This window comes from Marinospirillum celere, assembly GCF_900112235.1.
Classification (GTDB): domain Bacteria; phylum Pseudomonadota; class Gammaproteobacteria; order Pseudomonadales; family Halomonadaceae; genus Marinospirillum; species Marinospirillum celere.
The window spans coordinates 504,670-521,564 of record NZ_FOLH01000003.1 but is presented as its reverse complement, the minus strand read 5'-3'; the positions used below and the strand labels follow the sequence as shown (position 1 = coordinate 521,564).

Sequence of the window (16,895 nt, the reverse complement as noted above, 5' to 3'; positions counted from 1 at the left end):
GCTATCGAGGAGTCGGCCAGCAATCATGAGTGAAACTGCTTTTCACTGGCGTCAAAAGCTAGAGCAACTGCGTAGCAATAAACTGTTTGAAACCTGCGTTATTGCCATCATCATCATTTCCGCATTACTCATAGGTGCCAAAACCTATGAAGAAACCACCCGTTTTGAACGAATCATGCATTGGCTGGATTGGGGGGTTACCCTTTTCTTCCTTGCCGAGATCATCATACGTATTGCCGCTGAAAAAAAGACCCTGCACTTTTTCAAAAAGGGTTGGAATCTGTTTGATTTCATCATAGTAACAGCCAGCCTGATTCCTATCGAAGACTCGGAAATGGTTTTGCTGGCCAGGCTGCTGCGGGTATTCAGGGTACTGCGCTTGGTTTCCATGATTCCTGAGCTGCGCATGCTGCTTTCAGCCTTGGTGAAATCCTTGCCGCGTATGGGCTATGTTGCCCTGATTATGTTTATTATTTTTTATATTTATGGCGCGGTAGGCAGCTTTTTGTTTCATGATGTTGATGAAAAGTTGTGGGGTAATATTTCAGTCGCCATGCTCACACTTTTTCAGGTGGCCACTTTTGAAAGCTGGGCAACGGCAGTGCTTTATCCAACCATGGAAGTCTACCCATACAGTTGGATTTATTTTTTAAGCTTCATTTTTCTTAATGCTTTTATTTTTCTTAATATGATGATTGGTATTGTTTTGGATGTTATGCAAAAAGAAAGTGCCCTGCATGAATTGGAAACGGGTGAAGGTGAGGCTGCAGACATCCACTGGCTACGTGAAGAAGTCGCTCACCAGAAGCAGCAGCTGGACCGTATTGAAGCCAAACTGGATGCCCGGAGGTAGCTATGCTGCTGGATGCTTTGCGTAAAAATCTGGCCGAACACCAAGCTGAAAAGGTTGCCGGCTATGATTATCCGCAAGCGGCGGTGCTGCTACCCATTACCCGGTCACCCGAGCCACGATTATTGTTTACCCGGCGGGCTGATCATTTAAACACTCATAGTGGGCAGGTTGCTTTTCCTGGTGGCAAGCGAGACCCTGAAGACAGGGACCTGATTGCTACGGCTTTGCGTGAAGCAGAAGAAGAGATTGCCCTGATACCTGATGAAGTGGAAATTATTGGCACTCTGGGCGAGCTGATTTCCCTGCATGGTATTCGAGTCACTCCTTTTGTCGGCCTGATTCCAGACAATCTTGCTTTGGCTCCTTGCGAAGAAGAATTGGATGCTATTTTTGAAGTGCCTGTACGCTGGTTTTTTGATGATCCAAGAACCCATACGGATCACATCCAAGTTGCCGATCAGGAACTTTATGTGCCCAGCTATCTGTGGCAGGAATACCGGATCTGGGGGCTGTCAGCGATGATGCTGGTTGAGCTGCTCCAAGTTGGCTTTGACCAGCCGGTCAGCTTATTTGATAAACCGGAAGGCCAATTAATTCAACGCCCTGTACGCCCTTTTCCACCACGTTGAAGCCCTTCCTTGCTTTAGGGTGCTTGGATGGTAAAGGCGTGCAGGGTACTATTGTTACCTTCGCAATAAACTGAGGCCACGGCATGTTATATGATCTGGAAGACCGTCGAGTTGAATGGCGAGGTGAGCAGGTATTTGTTGCTCCCAATGCGACCCTAATCGGTAGCGTCGTTCTCCATGAGCAGTCCAGCGTTTGGTTTAATGTCGTTATTCGGGGTGATAACGACCCCATAATTATTGGCGAGCAAACCAATGTCCAGGATGGCAGTATTCTTCATACCGATGTGGGCTACCCGCTGACTCTGGGTAAAGGCGTGACCATAGGTCATAAGGTCATGCTGCATGGCTGTGAGGTTGGTGATTACAGCCTGATAGGGATGAATGCCGTGGTGCTCAACGGTGCAAAAATTGGCCGCTATTGCATTATCGGTGCCAACACCTTGATTCCTGAGGGCATGGTGGTTCCAGATGGTTCTCTGGTTGTGGGTTCGCCCGGTCAAATCAAGCGGGAGCTACGTGATGACCAGAAGGCCCAGTTAGAAGCCAGTGCGGCCCACTATGTGGAAAATGGCCAGCGCTATCTTAATAGCCTTCGCCCGCGCCCCTGACTTTCTTTATTTGCTATCTATAAGGTTCAACTTTCAGTATGAGCAAAACAACTGTATTGACGGGGATTACCACTACAGGTACTCCTCACTTGGGTAATTATGTTGGCGCAATCCGGCCAGCCATTGAAGCCAGTCGTGATCGGACGCTGACACCCTACTTTTTTCTGGCTGATTTCCATGCGTTGATTAAATGTCATGAGCCAGATCGGGTTGCTGAATCACGTAGAGAAATAGCGGCAACCTGGCTGGCGCTGGGCTTGGATACAGAGAACGCTGTTTTTTATCGTCAAAGCGATGTTCCAGAAATTCCTGAGCTGACCTGGCTGCTGACCTGTGTCACTGCCAAAGGCTTGATGAACCGGGCGCATGCTTACAAGGCGAGTGTTCAGGATAACCTGGATGCCGGTGACAGGGACCCGGACGCAGGTATCACCATGGGTTTGTATAGCTACCCGATTCTGATGGCTGCTGACATTCTATTATTTAATGCCAACAAGGTTCCGGTTGGGCGCGATCAGATTCAACATATCGAAATGGCCAGAGACATCGGCCAGCGTTTTAATCATATTTTTGGCGGTGACTTTTTTACCCTGCCCGAAGCCGTGGTGGATGACCGGGTTGCTGTCTTGAATGGCCTTGATGGTCGCAAGATGAGTAAAAGTTACAACAACACCATTCCTTTGTTTGAGCCTGAAAAGAAGTTTCGCAAGCTGGTTAATAAGATTAAGACCAACTCTTTGGAGCCAGGTGAGCCCAAGGAAACGGAAGGCTGCACCCTGTTTCAAATCTATTCAGCTTTTGCTTCTGCTGAAGAAAGTGAACAGATGCGCCAACGCTATGCAGAAGGCATAGGTTGGGGTGAGATGAAAAAAGAATTGTTTGAATACCTGAATGCCCAACTGAGCCAACCACGTGAAGAATATCAACGCTTGATGGCTGATCCGGGTTATGTCGAGGGGGTTCTCCAAGAGGGTGCTGAAAGAGCCAGATCCTATGCGACACCCTTTCTTGAAAAGCTTAAAGCAGCAGCAGGTTTGGGGCGTTTTGTTTAATCAGTAGCGCCCCATTTCTTTCTGGGTCGGGGCAGACGCCGTCTGGGAGCAGTAATTTCCCAGCAGCGTACTGCCTTGATCAGATTCTCTTTAACTTCCAGGGTTTCTATTCGATAGGGACCGAAGCTCACGCAAATATTGCCATCGGGTATGGATTCCAAATACTCAAGAATCAGGCCGTTGAGCGTTTTGGGACCATGGGTTGGCAACTCCCAGTCCAGCTGTTTGTTGACTTCCCGGACCGTTGCACTGGCATCAATCAGCCAGGAGCCATCCTGTTGGGGCTGAATGTCATCCTGGTTGTTGGGAACATCCGTGGTGAATTCACCAACGATCTCTTCCAGAATGTCTTCCAGGGTGACCAAGCCCTGAACATCACCATACTCATCAACAACAATACCAATTCGGCGCTTTTCCTTTTGGAAGTTCAAGAGCTGGGTTTGCAGAGGTGTGGACTCAGGAATGAAATAGGGCTCACGTGTTTCTTGAACCAGCATTCCCTTGGTGGGTTCAGGCGCAGAAATCAGCCGTAATGCGCCCCGTAAATGCAGAATGCCAACCACATTGTTAATGTCATTTTTGTAAACAGGTAGTCGGGTATGCTGGCAGTGGCGAAGCTGCTTTAAAAGGCAGTCCATGTCCTGTTCCAGATCCAGGCCGACAACTTCCTGGCGGGGAATCATGATGTCATCAACAGTGATTTTTTCCAGGTCCATAATGGAAAGCAGCATTGCCTGGTGGCGGCTGGGTATCAGGTTGCCTGCCTCATTAACCACACTGCGAAGCTCTTCACTGGTCAGGTTGTCCTGGCGGTGTTGATCAGGGCGCACTCCTAAGAGTTTGAGCAAAAAATTACTGACCAGATTGACCAACCAGACCAGCGGATAAAGCAGTTTTAATAGTGGTGCCAGGGCAAAGGAGGCGGGGTTGGCAAAGCGTTCTGGGTGGAGGGCTGCCAGGGTTTTGGGTGTCACCTCTGCAAAAATAAGGACGGTAATTGTCAGGATTAGAGTAGCCACGAAAGGACCCAGGCTTTCGCCCAAAAAATGGATGGCAATGACTGTTGCCAGTGCAGCGGCCAGGTTATTGACAAAGTTGTTGCCAATTAGAATAACACCCAGCAAACGGTCAGGGCGTTTTAGAAGCTTACTAATCCGCCTTGCTGCCCGATCACCCTGCTTGGCCTTGTGATTCAGGCGATAACGGTTGATCGACATCATGCCGGTTTCTGAACCAGAGAAGAAGCCGGAAAAAATGATCAGTAGGGCCAGAAGACTCAACAAAAGCCCTAAAGGTAGTTCAGCGTCCAAACCGCTTTATCCTCTTCCAATCAAAAATTGCATGACCAAGCGACTGCCAAAGTAAGCCACTAGCAGAAGCAGGCTGCCGCCCAGTGTCCAGCGAACCGCTGTGATGCCGCGCCAACCAAAGCGCCAGTGGCCCAGTAGCAGGGTGCCAAAGGTCAGCCAGGCGGCTAGAGAAAAGAAAGTTTTGTGGGCATTGCCACCGGCCAGCATGCTGTCCAAAAACAGAAAGCCGCTGGCAATACCCAGAGTGAGCAGTAATTGGCCTGCCAAGAGCAAATCAAAAAGCAGGCGCTCCATCGTTTGTAAGGGTGGCAAAACAGCTATCAGGCCGCGGAGATGGTGGTGTTTCAGTTGCCGGTTCTGCAATGCCAGCAGCAGCGATTGAACGCTAGCCAGAGCAAAGAGGCTGTAAGCTGAAAGAGAGATGAGCACGTGAAAAAGCAGGCCATCTTTACTGCGCGGCATTCTTGCTGAGCCTTCAGCAAAAAGACTCAGAACGATAAATAGGCCCGCCAGTGGAAAGAGGGCGGCAGCCAGGTTAAGTGTGGGGTGCTTCAAGCTGGCGAGTAAAATAAAGGCACAGATCAGCCAGGTGATCAGGGAAGCGACTTCCAAAAGACCGAGTGAAATCCCGTTATCCAGGCCCAAGAGGCTATAAAGGGTGATGCCGTGAAGCACTAGGGCACAAGCACCCAGGCAACGAACCAGGGCGGTTTTTTCTGGAACCTTGCCAGCCAGGCGCAGGCCAACCCAGGAGGCTCCGGCCAGATAAAAGGCGACTGCCAGCAAACTTAGGGGTAGAAAGGCTGCCATGCTGAGAATTGAAAGCTCCATAAAGGAAAACCGAATAACCGCCTATCCTAGCTGATTAAAGCTGCTTTGGCATCAATTCTTGCTGACTTCATGGAGTCAACAGGCCTCTCTGGTCTATAATCGACAAAATTGACCATATTTTGGGGATAACGATGTTTGAAAGCTTAAGTGATCGCCTGTCGCAGACACTCCGCAGCATTTCCGGCAATGCGCGTCTGACCGAAGACAACATTAAAGATACCCTGCGCGAAGTGCGTATGGCTCTGCTTGAGGCCGATGTTGCTCTGCCAGTTGTGAAGTCATTTATTGAGCAGGTGCGCGAAAGAGCTGTGGGGCAAGAGGTTTCCAAAGCACTGAAGCCCGGCGAGCAATTCCTGAAAATTGTTAATGAAACCCTAACCCAGGTTATGGGTGAGGCTCAGGAGCCTTTAGAGTTGAAAGGTGAGCCTGCCAGTATCCTGATGGCAGGTTTGCAGGGTGCTGGTAAAACCACCACGGTAGCCAAGCTGGCGCGTTTTCTGCGTGAGCGGGAAAAGAAAAAGGTTCTGGTGGTTTCCACCGACGTCTATCGCCCGGCGGCGATGGACCAATTGCAAACCCTGGCTGGAGAAGTGGGTGTCGATTGTTTTCCGGCTACCCCTGACCAAAAGCCGCAGGCTATCGTTGCTGCTGCTTTGCAGGAAGCAAAAATCAAGTTCTATGATGTCCTGCTGGTCGATACTGCCGGGCGTCTGCATGTAGACGAAGAGATGATGGGTGAGATTAAAGCCCTGCATCAAACACTCAAGCCTTCGGAAACCCTCTTTGTTGTTGACGCCATGACGGGGCAGGATGCTGCCAACACCGCCAAGGCCTTTAACGAAGCTCTGCCGCTGACCGGGGTGGTGTTGACCAAGGCCGATGGTGATGCTCGCGGTGGTGCAGCCCTCTCGGTTCGCCAGATCACAGGCAAGCCGATTAAATTTATGGGTATGGGTGAAAAAACCGATGCCCTGGAGCCTTTTTACCCAGACAGGGTCTCGTCGCGCATTTTGGGCATGGGTGATCTGCTGTCGTTAATTGAAGAGGCAGAGCGCACGCTGGATAAGGGTAAGGCTGAAAAGCTTGCCAAGAAAGTCAAAAAAGGCAAGGGCTTTGATCTGGAAGACTTTCGTGAGCAGATCCAGCAAATGAAGAAAATGGGCGGTATGTCCAGCATGCTGGAAAAAATTCCTGGCATGGGCAATATGGCCAAGCTGGCGGAACAGCAGGGGCCGATGAAAGAAATGGGTAAGATGGAAGCGATCATTAACTCTATGACGCCCTGGGAAAGACAAAAGCCAGAATTGCTTAATGGCTCCCGCAAAAGACGCATCTGTGAAGGTTCGGGCACTCAGCTGCAGGACCTCAATCGTTTAATCAAGCAGCATAAACAGATGCAAAAAATGATGAAAAAGATGACCAACAAAGGCGCTGTTGCCAATATGATGCGTGGCATGCAAGGCCAAATGCCCCCCGGAATGGGTGGCGGTGGTCCCATGGGCGGCATGGGTGGCGGTGGCTTTCCACCACGCTTTTGATAGAGTGGCTGAGGTTCTGCTTGCGTTTCCTGTGGGTGCCACTACAATAGCGCGACCAGAAATAGAGGCTAGGATTTGGCGTAAAATACACGGCAAAGCTTCCCAAGGCTGAAGTTATCCATTAGAATACTTCGCCTTTCGGGTGCCTTGCCTTTTGAACAGGTTTTCAATACGGGGTGGCTACTCGAATTGAAAATATCTGGTCACAGATTTTTTAATTTTCCGAATAGCGTAAAGGAAAGACTTGCAATGGTAACCATTCGTCTGGCTCGTGGCGGTGCTAAAAAGCGCCCTTTTTATCATGTACACGTAACTGATTCTCGCAAAGCGCGTGATGGCCGTTACATCGAACGTCTGGGTTTCTTCAACCCAGTAGCACGCGGTGACGCTGAGCGTCTGCGCCTGGATTTGGATCGCCTGCAGCATTGGGTTGGTCAAGGTGCACAGCTGTCTGATCGTGTAGCTAAGTTGGCCAAAGAAGCCGTTAAGCAGCAGTAATTGTTGCTCCACCTTAATTATTTCGGGCATGGGCTGGATTGTAAATGAGCAAGCCGCACATGAACGATGCAGGTGAGATTCAGCTGGGTAAGATAACCAGCATTTTTGGCATTAAGGGTTGGGTAAAGGTTTATTCCTACACTGACCCCATGGAAAATTTAGTTGAATATCCAGAATGGACTCTGAGACATCAGGACAAAACCTTTCAGGTGCAAGTCACTGATGGTCGTAAGCAAGGCAAGGGGCTGATTGCCAAGCTGAAAGGCTATGATACCCCTGAGCAAGCAAGATTGCTTGCAGGTGCAGTGATTTACCTGCAAGAAAAAGATCTGCCTGAGTTGCCTGAAGGCGAATACTACTGGAACCAGTTGATTGGCTTAAAGGTCATCAATCTGCAGGGTTTGATTTTCGGTAAGGTTGATTACTTGCTTGAAACAGGCGCGAATGATGTTCTTGTTGTTAAGCCTCTTGCAGAAAGTCCGGATCAGGAAGAACGCCTGATTCCCTGGCTAATACCTGATGTAATCAAGCGGGTTGATCTGGACGCTGGCATCCTGGAAGTTGATTGGGATGCCGATTTTTGAACAACTGAATAAGTGAGACATGCAGGGTGTGGTTTGGTGTTGTTTCTCTGTTTCCACAGATGTTCACAGCCATCACCGAGCAGGGTGTAACTTCCCGCGCGCTTAAGCAGGGGCTTCTGGAAATTGATTTTTGGAACCCCAGGGATTTTGCAACGGATAGGCATCGCACTGTTGATGACCGTCCTTATGGTGGTGGTCCTGGCATGTTGATGAAGGTTGAGCCACTACGTGCGGCGATCCAGGCGGCTAAACAAGCTGCAGGGCCTGAGGCAAAAGTAATTTACTTGTCACCTCAAGGGCGCAAGTTGGATCAGGCGGGTGTAGAGGAGCTGGCAGGCAGAAGTCGGCACATTCTGGTTGCTGGGCGTTATGAAGGAATTGATGAGCGCCTCATGGCCTCAGAGATCGATGAGGAGTGGTCCGTTGGTGACTATGTCCTCAGTGGTGGGGAACTGGCAGCCATGATCCTTATGGATTCAGTATCCAGGTTGGTGCCTGGTGTCCTGGGTCATGAAGCCTCAGCTGAAGAGGACTCTTTTGCTGAAGGGCTGTTGGATTGTCCGCACTATACAAGACCCGAAGTGATCGACGGGCACGGCGTTCCCGAGGTGCTGCTTAGCGGTAACCATGAAGCCATACGCCGTTGGCGCTTAAAGCAAGCGCTGGGTCGAACCTGGTTGCGGCGACCTGATCTGCTGGCTGATCGCCAGTTAGATAAGGAGCAGCAGGAATTGTTAGCAGAATTTATCCGCGAATACGATGCCCCACCTACCAGGGCGCAAGTCGAGCGGCCTTAGTCTAGGAGCGAGCAGCAATGAGTAACAGAAACCCTATTATCCAGGCTCTTGAAGCCGAACAAATGAACAAAGAAATTCCCAGCTTTGGCCCTGGCGACACTGTTGTCGTGCAAGTTAAGGTTAAAGAGGGTAACCGCGAGCGTCTTCAGGCTTATGAAGGTGTGGTGATCGGCAAGCGTAATCGTGGTCTGAACTCTGCATTCACAGTGCGCAAAATCTCTAGCGGCATGGGTGTTGAGCGGACTTTCCAGTCTTACAGCCCGCTGGTTGAGTCAATTCAGGTCAAGCGTCGTGGTGATGTTCGCAAAGCCAAGATCTACTACCTGCGTGATCGCTCAGGTAAGTCGGCGCGTATCAAGGAAAAGCTGGCCTAATAGTGGCTTGGCTTGCTGCCTGGTGGCAGTACGACTTAAAGACGGGCGCCTGAGGGTGCCCGTTTTTGTTTTTTAGCCTGCTCGCAGGCATACTGGTGCATTTGGTTGGATCCCATTTCAGGAGAAGTTATGCGCAGTTTCTCTGCTCGTCTGGCGATTGCCGGATTGCTTAGTGTCTTCCTGGCCGTGCCTTTGCAAGCAGCGCCGGATAAAGCCCATCTGGAAGAACAGTTGCAGGTTATTGATTCCAGAATTGCTATAGAATCACTTGAAAGCACGCCACTTGAAGGGATCTATGAGGTGCTACTGAACTCAGGTGATCTGCTGTATGTCAGTGCTGACGGACGCTTTTTGTTTGCAGGCAACTTGTTGGAGTTATCTGATCAGGGCATCAAGGACCTAACCGAAAACAAGCGTAGCCAGTTGCGTCGTCAGCAGCTCCAGGATTTGCCTGAAGAAGAGCAGGTTGTTTTTCCGGTGGCTGCTGGCCAGGAAACCCAGGCCGTGATTCAGGTGTTCACCGATATCACCTGTCCCTACTGTGTCCGTCTGCACGAAGAAATGGCTGATTTAAATGCTGCCGGTATCGAAGTTCGCTACCTGGCTTTCCCGCGTCAGGGAGTGGGCAGTTCAGCCTATCAAAAGCTTGTTAATGTTTGGTGTGCCGCTAATCCAAGAGAAGCGATGAACCAGGCTAAGTCAGGCGAAGAAGTGGCGGCTGCTTCCTGCGATAATCCGGTTGCCAGCCATTTTGAGTTGGCTAGAGCCCAAGGCATTCAGGGCACACCAGCAATTATCCTTCCTGATGGCAAAGTCATTCCTGGTTATGTGCCTTCAGAACGCCTTATTCAAGAGCTGGGTCTTTAATCTCAATAACATCAACATCAATTAAGGAGAGTATTTTGAAACCTGTAAAAGTCGCTATCTGTGGCCTGGGTACCGTGGGCGGCGGTGTTTTCAATGTTTTGCTGCGCAATGCCAGCGAAATTGCCCGCCGGGCCGGACGGCCAATAGTGGTTGAACAGGTAGCAACCCGTACTGCCAATCCAAATTGTGATACTTCCAGTGTTTATGTTTCTCCGGAAGTGATGGATGTTATTGAGAATCCAGAAATAGATGTTGTTGTTGAGCTGATTGGTGGTTATGACGCCGCCTATGAGCTGGTCATGAAAGCAATTGCCTCAGGCAAGCACGTAGTGACTGCCAATAAGGCACTGATTGCTGTTTATGGTAATGAGATTTTTCATGCTGCACGCGAAGCAGGCGTTATAGTCGCTTTTGAGGCCTCAGTTGCGGGTGGTATACCCATCATTAAATCCATTCGTGAAGGTTTGACAGCCAACAAAATTAATTGGGTTGCTGGCATTATCAATGGTACTGGCAACTTCATTCTGACCAGCATGAATGACCACGGCAGCGACTTTGCTGAAGTTCTTGCTGAAGCCCAAGAGTTAGGGTACGCCGAGGCCGACCCCACTTTTGATGTTGAAGGCATAGATGCAGCCCACAAACTGGCCATCCTGTCAGCCATTGCCTTTGGTGTGCCCTTGAGTTTTGACAAGGTTTATACCGAAGGGATTACCCGCATTGATGTCGAAGATATACGTCAGGCCGATGCGCTGGGCTATGCGATTAAACACCTGGGTATTACCCGTCGGACCGACAAGGGTCTGGAGCTGCGCGTTCACCCAACCCTGATTCCCAAAGAAAGACTGTTGGCCAATGTTAATGGCGTTATGAATGCAGTTATGGTTTCCGGGGATGCAGTTGGTCCCACGCTTTATTACGGAGCGGGTGCTGGCGCTGAGCCTACCGCTTCAGCAGTTATTGCTGACTTGGTTGATGTTGCGCGGGAAATGGGTGCCGAGCCGGATTCACGCGTGCCCTACCTGGCCTTTGCCGAGCAGGCTGATGATATGCCTGTGCTGCCCATGGAAGAAATAGAAACAGCTTACTATCTGCGTTTGCTGGCAGTTGACCGCCCCGGTGTTTTGGCTCGGGTGGCGACTATTCTGAGTGATCACGGCATTAGCATTGAAGCCATTATCCAAAAAGATATTCTTGAAGGTGAGTTGGTTCCTATTATCCTGCTGACCCACACCACGCGTGAATCGGCAATGAATGACGTGATACGCGAGCTGGAATCCTTGGCTGATATAGCCGGGGGTGTAATGCGAATTCGTGTGGAAAGCCTTGAAGATCAATAATTATCTTAGTGAGTGAGAAAAGATCGTGCGCTATATCAGCACTCGCGGGCAGGCGCCTGCACTAAACTTTGAAGAAGTCGTCCTTACCGGTTTGGCGACCGATGGCGGGCTCTATGTGCCCGAGCAATTTCCACAAATGAGTAAAGACGACATTGCTGCTTTGGCGGGTCTTCCTTATGCGGAAGCGGCTTTTCGAATCATGAAGCCTTTTGTGGGTGACTGCATTCCTGAAGCCACCTTCAAGAAAATTTTGCAAGAAACCTATGCAAGCTTCAAACACGATGCTGTGGCCCCGCTAAAGCAGCTGGACAGCAATCATTTCCTGCTTGAACTCTTTCATGGTCCCACCCTGGCTTTCAAGGATGTTGCTCTACAGCTTTTAGGCCGCCTGCTGGATCATTTTTTGGCCAAGCGCGGTGAGCGGGGCGTCATCATGGGCGCTACTTCCGGGGATACCGGTTCAGCAGCAATCGAAGGCTGCAAACCCTGCACCCATGTCGATATTTATATCCTGCACCCGCATAACCGGGTTTCGGAAGTTCAGCGCCGTCAAATGACCACGGTTCTGGCTCCCAACGTCCACAACATTGCCGTGGAAGGGGATTTTGATGACTGTCAGGCCATGGTTAAAGCCAGTTTTGCCGATCAGAGCTTCCTGAAAGGGCAGCGTTTGATTGCTGTTAACTCAATCAACTGGGCGCGGATTATGGCGCAGGTGGTTTATTACTTCACCAGTGCCGTTGCTGTGGGTGCTCCTCACCGAGAAGTTGCTTTCAGTGTGCCCTCAGCTAATTTTGGTGATGTCTTTGCTGGCTATGTGGCTTATAAAATGGGTCTGCCCATCAAGCAGCTCATTGTTGCAACCAATGCCAATGATATTCTGCATCGCACCCTGAACGACAATGACTTCAGCAAGAAACCCTTGCAGCCCACTCTGGCGCCTTCCATGGATATCGTGGTTTCTTCCAATTTTGAGCGCTTGCTGTTTGATCTTTACAACCAGGATGGTCAGGCCATTGCTGATTTGCTGCAGAAGTTCAATCAGGAACCCACGCAAATTGACGCCTCAGCCTGGAGCAAAGCCCGCGAGCTTTTTGACAGCTTCAGTCTTGATGATGCAGGTATTCTGAAAGTGATTAAAGATGCCTATGAGCACACCGGTGAGCTTTTGGACCCACACACCGCCACTGCTTATTTGGCCAGTCAACAGCTTGCTAAAGATGCCTCGACACCGATTATTTCTTTGGCCACAGCCCATCCAGCCAAGTTTGAAGAGGCAGTGATCAAGGCGGGTTTCAAACAGGGTGCTGCCTTGCCTGAATCCATGAGTGACCTGTTGGAGCGTAAAGAAAGCTACAAGGTTTTGCCCGCAGACTTGCAGGCCATTCAGGATGAAGTTGCCCGCCAGCAACTGGCAAGCAGAGGCTGATTGCCAGGCTCATGACTGCACCCAGAGCTCGCTTGGTCCAGCGCCCGATCAATCAGGCGCTCTATCAGGAAGCTCTTGCTGAAGGCGTGCATCCTTTGCAGGCCCGCATTTTGGCGGGCCGACTGGAAAGCATTCAAGGCTCTTTGACCAGCTTGGTGAAGCCGGCGCTGAAGTACCTGGCTTCTCCACAGTCACTCAAGGATATCGATCGGGCTTGCCAGCGCCTGCTGGATGCCTTGCAGTCAGGGCAGCGGATCGGTATTTTGACTGACTATGATGTGGACGGCATCACCTCCCATGTGGTGATTTATCGCTCTCTGACCGAGTATTTTGGCGTTCCTCCAGAAAAAATATCCAGCCTGATTGGTCATCGTATCAAAGATGGTTACGGCGTCAGTGACGCCCTGGTTAATCGTATCCTGGACCAGAGTCCGCGACCTGAAGTCATCATTACTGCAGACTGTGGTTCTTCAGATGAACCCCGTCTTGCCCGGCTCAAGCAAGCGGGTATCGATGTGCTGGTTACCGATCACCATGCGCTGCCCAAAGAAGGGCCGCCGCCTTCTGCCTTTGCTGTGATCAACCCGACCCGAAGTGACTGCTCCTATCCTGATCCGACCCTGGCCGGTTGTGCGGTGTCCTGGTTGCTGATGTCGGCCTTCCGCAGCCGTTTGATTGAAGCCGGGCTACTGGATGCAGCCAGCCCCAAGCTTTCTGCTTTATTGCCTTTTGTGGCCTTGGGTACCGTGGCAGATTGTGTGTCCTTGGGGGGGAGTGCCGCCAACCGGGCTTTTGTAACCCAGGGTTTAAAGCTGATGAATGCTTCTGATGCTCCTTGCTGGCAAGCCTTTCGTGAATTTCAGGGTGAGCGCTTTGATGCCTTTACGGCGGCTACCCTGGGTTTTCAGTTGGGGCCCAGAATCAATGCCCGTTCACGCATGGCTGATCCTTATGCAGCGCTACACTTTCTTTTAGCCAGCAATCTTCCGGAAGCCCGCCGCCAACTGGAAGTTCTGGATAGTGATAATCAAGATCGTCGCTTTGTCGAAGCAGAGATGACACGAACGGCCTTGGATGCTGCCCTGCTGCAGGTGAAGGAAGGTTTCCAAACCCTGGTGACCTATGTAGCTGAAGGGCACTCGGGTGTTCAGGGGATTGTTGCTTCCCGTTTGGTGGAGAAACTGGGTCGACCAGCGGTTGTTCTCACCCCCGGACGTGAAGCAGGGCATTTAAATGCATCAGCGCGTAGTGTGCCGGGTATTTATCTGCGTGAAGCCTTGCAGCGGGTTGATGATTTGCATCCCGGCTTATTGGTTCGCTTTGGCGGACACCAGGGAGCCGCAGGCTTAACACTCTGGTCAGATAAATTGGCAGCCTTCCAGCAAGCTTTTGAACAGGCGATACGTTTACAGTTGAATGGTCGCACCCTGGAGCCAAGCCTCTACACGGATGGCGAACTGCCGGATGACCTCTTGTGTCTTGAAACGCTGGATATACTGACCAACCTGGAGCCTTTTGGACGTGAGTTTGACCCTCCTTTGTTTGAGGGGCTTTTTGTCCTGGAAGCTATTCGAACCATCGGTGCTGATCAGACCCATCTATTGATGGAAGTGGCTAGCCTGGAGACAGGTAAGCGTTTAAAGGCCATCTGGTTTAGAGCTTTAAGTGAAGAGGGTGAAGCCTTACCGGTTACTGAGGGCCAGCAAGTGCGCCTGGCTTACCGGTTGGATGCTAACCATTTTCGGGGGAAAGTCAGCCTCCAATTGCTGGTTAGCCAAGCGTATGTTGAAGCCTGCTGATTACTCTAGACATTCCTTGTAATAAATTCCCCGATAATCACGCCAACCTTCACGACCATTGGTCTGCTTGTAGAGGTGAACCTGCTGGCAGTAGTCTTCATAGCGGTGGCCTTCCCGTAAAGCGGCCGGATTGACATCATAGGTATTGAAAAACATAAAGGCGCCTACGGCGACAGCTAGAAAGAACAGCATTGCTGCAATTAAACCAGCTGAATTGTCTTTGTCTTTACGCAACGCCATGGTTGTTGCTCCTGAAAATATCAAGCTTACTGATGAGAGTAATGGATAGCGGTCTATCAAATTACTCAATTAAAGGGCTGGATCAACCAAGCCATTAATAGAAGTATTCACTCGAAACCAACCAGCGATACTTGCTCTGTCATGATGCGTCTTTAATACCTCATGAGGCAAGACCTCAGAAAGAAAACACACCAGGGTTCCCAGTCGCGGCGCCACATCCATTAGAGGCGCACCAGATTCAGGATCATAGATACGCATCTGGCCCGCATGCGGAGCTTCCCATTTCGGGTTTAGATAAAGCACCGTGGTCACCACGCGATTGGAACGGCCTCTAAAAGCATCCACATGTTTTTTATAAAAGGCACCGGGCGGATAAAAAGCATAGTGGCTTTCATACTCAAACAACCCTAAAAAGAGTTCCCGGTTCAGGTAGTCTTTCAGTTCACGCATCAGGGCCAGATACTCTTGCTGTACCTGGGTTTGGCCATCCAGCCAATGGATAGAGTCCCCGCGAATGGATTCGGCGAGCAGATGCTCCTTACCCCTGCCTACCCCCGCCGCTTTAAGCTCTGATTCCTGGCGCAGGTTTTTGAGTTCATTAAAGAGTCTCAGGCACAGGTCTGTGGGTAGATAACCTTCGGCCACAAACCACCCCTTATCGACCAGGCTGTCAACTAGGCTCGTAAAATCAACCTGATTATTAATAGGGTCTGCGGGTTCAACAAGATCAGGTGTTGGTGGCTGGATTTCAGCAAGCTCTTGGACCAAGAGGCTGATAGTGTCGGTCATGGGGCTTACCTGAGTAAAAATCTAATTTTCGCTGTTTTTTTTCGACAAGTACAGCGGCCCTAGGTTTTTATCAGCAAGCTGAAAAAAGCCATTTCTGGCAAGCCGGGGCGGAAGCTTCTAACCTTTAATAGATAAAAAATACTAACGATAGGAGATGAGGCTGATGTCTGAAGAACTCATTTCTCGTGACAGCAAACAACAGCAACCGACACACCTGGGACACGAGCTGGAAAAATGGTTGGCCTTGGCTGATATTCAGGTGGGTGGTGACCGGCCCTGGGATATCCGACTCAAAACGCCTCGGGTATTGGAGCAAGCCATGTCGCGCGGCAACCTGGGCTTGGGTGAAGCCTACTTGGATGGTGACTGGGAAGTGGATCGGCTGGATGAATTTTTTTACCGCTTGCTCTTGGCCCGCCTGGATGAAAAAGTTGTTCATAGTGGGCTTTTTTGGCAACTGGTGCGCTGTCGCTTTATGAATCTGCAAACCCTGCAAAGAGCCTGGCAGGTGGGTGAAGCCCATTATGATTTGGGGAATGAGTTCTATGCAGCCATGCTGGACTCACGGCTGACTTACACCTGTGGTTATTGGCAGGAAGCCGATAGCCTGGAGGCAGCTCAGGAAGCCAAGCTGGATATGATTTGTCGTAAGCTGGGTCTGGAGCCGGGAATGAAACTGCTGGATATTGGCTGTGGCTGGGGCAGTTTTATGAGCTATGCAGCTGAGCACTATGGTGTTGAAGCAACAGGTGTAACTGTATCCAGGGAGCAGGCTGCTTGGGCCGCTGAGCGCTACCAACAGCTTCCTCTAAAATTTCTTTTGCAAGACTACCGGCAGGTTGAAGGCCAGTATGACCGAATCGTGAGTATTGGCATGTTTGAACATGTGGGACGCAAAAATATGCAGACCTTTATGGAGGTTGCCCGCTCCTGTCTGAAGCCAGAAGGGCTAATGCTCCTGCATACCATAGGGAAAAACAAACGCGCCAACACCCCTGATCCCTGGTTGGATAAATATATTTTTCCGAATGGTGATCTGCCTTCAATTGGTCAAATCGGCGATGCTGCTGATGGTAACTTTGTCGTTGAAGACCTCCATAATTTTGGCGCTGACTATGATAAGACTCTCCTGGCCTGGGATATCAATTTTACCCGTGCCTGGCCGGAGATAGCGCCAAAACTAAAGTTGGATGAGCGCTTTTACCGGATGTGGCGCTACTATCTGCTATCCTGCGCGGGTGCCTTTCGCGCCCGACGGGTTCAGGTTTGGCAGTGGGTACTGTCACCGCAAGGAGTGCCGGGTGGCTATCAGCGTCTTCAGGGTTAGGTTTATGGCTTGAGCCTAGGCCAGAGGCTG

At 50.5% G+C, this 16,895-nt stretch carries 18 protein-coding genes; 14 read left to right on the top strand and 4 right to left on the bottom strand.

Going from position 1 to position 16,895, the window contains the following annotated elements; genetic code table 11:
• The first annotated feature begins 25 nt into the window (after nucleotides 1–25).
• The 4 genes from BM185_RS09515 (at nucleotide 26) to BM185_RS09500 (ending at nucleotide 3,142) form a co-directional block, all read left to right on the top strand.
• Nucleotides 26–853, top strand: coding sequence for an ion transporter (locus tag BM185_RS09515; protein WP_091962665.1), 828 nt, complete (start codon nucleotides 26–28; stop codon nucleotides 851–853).
• 2 nt (nucleotides 854–855) lie between these two features.
• Nucleotides 856–1,482 carry a CoA pyrophosphatase gene (locus BM185_RS09510; RefSeq protein ID WP_091962662.1) on the top strand — a complete coding sequence of 209 codons (627 nt, stop codon included), beginning with the start codon at nucleotides 856–858 and terminating at the stop codon, nucleotides 1,480–1,482.
• A gap of 83 nt (nucleotides 1,483–1,565) precedes the next feature.
• A complete protein-coding gene (locus BM185_RS09505; RefSeq protein WP_091962658.1) occupies nucleotides 1,566–2,090 on the top strand; it encodes a gamma carbonic anhydrase family protein in 525 nt (174 codons plus the stop codon).
• A 38-nt stretch (nucleotides 2,091–2,128) separates the two neighbouring features.
• The gene (locus BM185_RS09500; RefSeq protein WP_091962655.1) at nucleotides 2,129–3,142 is read left to right on the top strand and encodes a tryptophan--tRNA ligase; all 1,014 of its coding nucleotides are present in this window, start codon (nucleotides 2,129–2,131) and stop codon (nucleotides 3,140–3,142) included.
• Here the strand turns inward: BM185_RS09500 and BM185_RS09495 are convergent.
• Together BM185_RS09495 and BM185_RS09490 are read right to left on the bottom strand one after the other, a co-directional pair.
• The gene (locus BM185_RS09495) at nucleotides 3,139–4,452 is read right to left on the bottom strand and encodes an HlyC/CorC family transporter (RefSeq protein WP_091962652.1); all 1,314 of its coding nucleotides are present in this window, start codon (nucleotides 4,450–4,452) and stop codon (nucleotides 3,139–3,141) included. The two genes, BM185_RS09500 and BM185_RS09495, sit on opposite strands and share 4 nt — an antisense overlap.
• 6 nt (nucleotides 4,453–4,458) lie before the next feature.
• Nucleotides 4,459–5,283 carry a cytochrome C assembly family protein gene (locus BM185_RS09490; RefSeq protein ID WP_091962649.1) on the bottom strand — a complete coding sequence of 275 codons (825 nt, stop codon included), beginning with the start codon at nucleotides 5,281–5,283 and terminating at the stop codon, nucleotides 4,459–4,461.
• A 131-nt stretch (nucleotides 5,284–5,414) separates the two neighbouring features.
• Here BM185_RS09490 and ffh point away from each other — a divergent pair, with 131 nt between their 5' ends.
• From ffh to recJ, 9 genes are all read left to right on the top strand, one after another.
• Complete coding sequence (ffh, locus tag BM185_RS09485) at nucleotides 5,415–6,821, top strand: signal recognition particle protein (protein WP_091962647.1); 1,407 nt, start codon at nucleotides 5,415–5,417, stop codon at nucleotides 6,819–6,821.
• A gap of 249 nt (nucleotides 6,822–7,070) precedes the next feature.
• Nucleotides 7,071–7,319 carry a 30S ribosomal protein S16 gene (rpsP, locus tag BM185_RS09480; protein WP_091962644.1) on the top strand — a complete coding sequence of 83 codons (249 nt, stop codon included), beginning with the start codon at nucleotides 7,071–7,073 and terminating at the stop codon, nucleotides 7,317–7,319.
• Between the two features lie 44 nt (nucleotides 7,320–7,363).
• On the top strand, nucleotides 7,364–7,903 hold the full coding sequence (rimM, locus tag BM185_RS09475) for a ribosome maturation factor RimM (RefSeq protein ID WP_091962641.1): 540 nt from the start codon (nucleotides 7,364–7,366) through the stop codon (nucleotides 7,901–7,903).
• 26 nt (nucleotides 7,904–7,929) lie between these two features.
• Nucleotides 7,930–8,700, top strand: coding sequence for a tRNA (guanosine(37)-N1)-methyltransferase TrmD (trmD, locus tag BM185_RS09470; protein ID WP_091962639.1), 771 nt, complete (start codon nucleotides 7,930–7,932; stop codon nucleotides 8,698–8,700).
• A 17-nt stretch (nucleotides 8,701–8,717) separates the two neighbouring features.
• Nucleotides 8,718–9,074, top strand: coding sequence for a 50S ribosomal protein L19 (rplS, locus tag BM185_RS09465; protein ID WP_091962636.1), 357 nt, complete (start codon nucleotides 8,718–8,720; stop codon nucleotides 9,072–9,074).
• A gap of 129 nt (nucleotides 9,075–9,203) precedes the next feature.
• Nucleotides 9,204–9,941 (top strand): DsbC family protein, encoded by a 738-nt coding sequence (locus BM185_RS09460; protein ID WP_091962632.1) that lies wholly within the window; start codon nucleotides 9,204–9,206, stop codon nucleotides 9,939–9,941.
• 35 nt (nucleotides 9,942–9,976) lie between these two features.
• Nucleotides 9,977–11,281, top strand: a complete 1,305-nt coding sequence (locus tag BM185_RS09455) for a homoserine dehydrogenase (RefSeq protein ID WP_091962629.1) — start codon at nucleotides 9,977–9,979, stop codon at nucleotides 11,279–11,281.
• Between the two features lie 25 nt (nucleotides 11,282–11,306).
• Entirely contained in the window at nucleotides 11,307–12,710 is a 1,404-nt protein-coding gene (gene thrC / locus BM185_RS09450) for a threonine synthase (RefSeq protein WP_091962626.1), read from the top strand.
• 11 nt (nucleotides 12,711–12,721) lie between these two features.
• Nucleotides 12,722–14,509, top strand: a complete 1,788-nt coding sequence (gene recJ, locus BM185_RS09445; protein WP_091962623.1) for a single-stranded-DNA-specific exonuclease RecJ — start codon at nucleotides 12,722–12,724, stop codon at nucleotides 14,507–14,509.
• Here recJ and BM185_RS09440 read toward each other — a convergent pair whose 3' ends face one another.
• Nucleotides 14,510–14,749 (bottom strand): hypothetical protein, encoded by a 240-nt coding sequence (locus BM185_RS09440; protein WP_091962620.1) that lies wholly within the window; start codon nucleotides 14,747–14,749, stop codon nucleotides 14,510–14,512.
• Nucleotides 14,750–14,818: 69 nt separating this feature from the next.
• A complete protein-coding gene (locus BM185_RS09435) occupies nucleotides 14,819–15,538 on the bottom strand; it encodes a 2OG-Fe(II) oxygenase (RefSeq protein WP_091962617.1) in 720 nt (239 codons plus the stop codon).
• A 163-nt stretch (nucleotides 15,539–15,701) separates the two neighbouring features.
• Here BM185_RS09435 and cfa point away from each other — a divergent pair, with 163 nt between their 5' ends.
• Nucleotides 15,702–16,865: a cyclopropane fatty acyl phospholipid synthase gene (cfa, locus tag BM185_RS09430; RefSeq protein WP_091962615.1), complete on the top strand. Its 1,164-nt coding sequence runs from the start codon at nucleotides 15,702–15,704 to the stop codon at nucleotides 16,863–16,865.
• Nucleotides 16,866–16,895 lie beyond the last annotated feature (30 nt).